Below are 2,538 nucleotides of genomic sequence, written 5' to 3' on the forward strand. Positions count from 1 at the left end.
GTGTGGGTGGGACGATGTCGGGGTGTTCTTTACTGATGTGATCGCGTTGTCGGCGCCGTCGGAGCCCGTTGTCGTTGATCTCACGGCCGAGTGTTCGTCGTTCTTGCGTCGGGTGGGGGCGGTGGAGGGGTTGTTGAACGTGTTCTGTCCGCATGCGACGGCGGGGATCGCCGTGATCGAGACTGGTGCGGGTAGTGATGACGACTTGTTGGCGGCGATTGGCGAGTTGTTGCCGGCTGATGATCGGTGGCGGCATCGGCATGGGTCGCGGGGGCATGGTCGTGATCATGTGGTGCCGGGTTTTGTCGCGCCGCATGCGACGTTGCCGGTGGTCGCGGGGGCGGTGGCGTTGGGGACGTGGCAGTCGATCGTCTTCGTGGACACCAATGTGGATAATTTGGAGCGTTCGGTGCGGTTGTCGTTTCAGGGTTAGACCGATGTGGTTTGGTTGAGTTCGGTGGCGAGGGCCCGTGTTATGGGCCGCGATGTGGTCTGAACGCGAACGGGTTGAGTCCCACACGGCTGGTGTTTCGGAACCGACTGGTCGTCTCTGTCCTGGGGACCTGTTCGGGTTCGAGCGGTGCAGGCTTCGATTCACGATTCGGGGTTCATGCGGGCGATTGCAGGGTGCTCGTGAACTCGGATTCCCTTGTACTGCACTCGATCGCTTGGGTCGTCGGCGCCGAAACCACCTACCGGGTGTTGGTGCGCTCTCGACGGAAGGTCCTGGTGGCCTGCGGTTACCGGTGATGAGGACTTGATCGATCTGCGGGGGGTCTCATGTGGGTCATGGCTGGTGGTCGGTGATCCACCGCGTGAGGTCGTGGATGAATCGGTCCCGGTGGGTGGGGAAGTCGGGGCGCGGTGGTTCGGGGGTCTCGGGTAGGACGGCGGCGTGCGGTAGGAGTCGGCGCAGCGCCGTCACGGTCTCGGGCCGGTGGTGGTGGGATTGTGGTGGCGCGGGGACGATGGCGACGGGCATCGGGAGGGTCGCGATGGTGCTGTCGGTGACGCCCCGGAGGGTCTGTCCGGTGGTCAGGTCGGTGATGGTCTCGTTTCGGGCGCCCTGGCGGGTGAGGAACGCGGCGAATTCGTCGTCGTCGTGGCCGCGGGTGGCGGGCCACGCGAGGATGAGGGCGGTGATGCGACGCGGGTATCGGGCGGCGAGTCGGATCGCGGCGGTGTTGGCGTTGGACGCCCCCAGGAGCGTGAATCGTCCACGCGGAAGACGTGCTTGGACGGCGGCGGTGTCGGCGCTCCACGAGAGGGGTCGGTGGAGCCGGTCCGGGGCGGTGACGGTGAGGCCGGCGTGTTCGAGCCCGGTGGTGATGCCGGGGCGGTGCCAGAATCGTTCGGCGGTCATGTTCTCCCAGATGCCGCCGTGGAGTGCGATCAGTCGCATGGGGCCCTCTCGGGTCGGGGTGGTCGTGGTGGCCCTATTGTTCAGGTCTTGTCGCTGGAGTCGTCGGAGGTATTCGTGGCCGGTCGTTCGGGGTCGAAGCGTCGTGAACCGTTGGCTCCGGCGTTGCCGGATGTGACGGTGGCGGGGGTGGCCGATGATGTCGTCGACGAGGCGCAGCTGTCGGCGTTGCATTTCGATCGGGTCGATTTGTCGGGCTTCGAGGTCGCTGACGTGGACATCGAGGAGTGTCGGTTCGCTTCGGTGGACGCGTCGGGTGGTCATTGGGAGCGGGTGACGGTGGCGAATTGCCGGGTCGACGGTGGGAGTTTGGCGAATCTGCAGGTGCGTGGCGGGAGTCTGCGGCGGTGTGAGGTGACGGACAACCGTATGACGGGGTTGCAGTGGACGGACGGCGTGGTGCGGGATGTTCGGTTCACGCGGTGTCGTGGTGATTTGGCGGGTTTTCGGTTCAGTCGGTTCACGCATGTCGTGTTCGCGGATTGCCGGTTGGCGTCGATCGATTTCACCGGTGCCGATCTGTCGGGGGTCGCGTTCGTCGATTGTGATCTGACTGGTGCGCGGTTGAACGAGGCGACGATGACGGGTGCGACGTTGACGAACTGCCGGTTGGAGGACGTCTCGGGTATCGGCGCGTTGCGGGGCGCGACGGTGTCGGGCGTCGACATGATGTCGCTGGCGTTTCAGCTCGCCGCCGACGCGGGCATCACGTTGGTTCCGTTATCGCGCGATGGTCAGGAGTACGACGGCGTCGGCGAGTGCGAGGAGGCTGTGTCGTTGGGGTGGGATGGTCGCCAGTTCGGTTTCGCCGAGGATGAGTTCGCCGTCGGCCCATTCCAGGCGGATTCTGCCGGTGACGACTTGAAGGGTCGCGTCGCCGGGTGAGTCGTGGTCGGCGAGGCTCGCGCCTTTCGTCAGGGCGATGATGGTCTGGCGTAGGCGGTGTCGTCCGCCGCTGATCGTGAGGGCGCTGCGGCCTGACGATGAGTCGCGGGCTTTGTCGAGCTGTTCGGCTCCGGTGACCGGCAATGACCAGATTTCCGTCATGCGGTTCACGGTAATCCGTTGATGGGGGATTGAGGGCGTCTTCGATGCCTGTGGGGGGTTCTTAGGGGAGG

The 2,538-nt window shown here is 65.3% G+C and carries 3 protein-coding genes; 2 read left to right on the forward strand and 1 reads right to left on the reverse strand.

Going from position 1 to position 2,538, the window contains the following annotated elements:
• Positions 1-22 precede the first annotated feature (22 nt).
• Positions 23-433: a YjbQ family protein gene (locus ACM9NP_RS23895; RefSeq protein WP_415649032.1), complete on the forward strand. Its 411-nt coding sequence runs from the start codon at positions 23-25 to the stop codon at positions 431-433.
• Between the two features lie 354 nt (positions 434-787).
• Here ACM9NP_RS23895 and ACM9NP_RS23900 read toward each other — a convergent pair whose 3' ends face one another.
• The gene (locus ACM9NP_RS23900) at positions 788-1,402 is read right to left on the reverse strand and encodes an alpha/beta fold hydrolase (RefSeq protein WP_415649030.1); all 615 of its coding nucleotides are present in this window, start codon (positions 1,400-1,402) and stop codon (positions 788-790) included.
• A gap of 147 nt (positions 1,403-1,549) precedes the next feature.
• Between ACM9NP_RS23900 and ACM9NP_RS23905 the strand changes: the two genes are divergently transcribed.
• A complete protein-coding gene (locus tag ACM9NP_RS23905) occupies positions 1,550-2,305 on the forward strand; it encodes a pentapeptide repeat-containing protein (protein ID WP_415649031.1) in 756 nt (251 codons plus the stop codon).
• Positions 2,306-2,538: the final 233 nt, after the last annotated feature.

Origin of the sequence: Stackebrandtia soli (genome assembly GCF_965137155.1) — a bacterium.
Classification (GTDB): domain Bacteria; phylum Actinomycetota; class Actinomycetes; order Mycobacteriales; family Micromonosporaceae; genus Stackebrandtia; species Stackebrandtia soli.

Excerpts from the sequence above, each read along its gene's own strand:
- ACM9NP_RS23900 (WP_415649030.1), bottom strand. The coding sequence starts at position 1,402 with ATGCGACTGATCGCACTCCACGGCGGCATCTGGGAGAACATGACCGCC.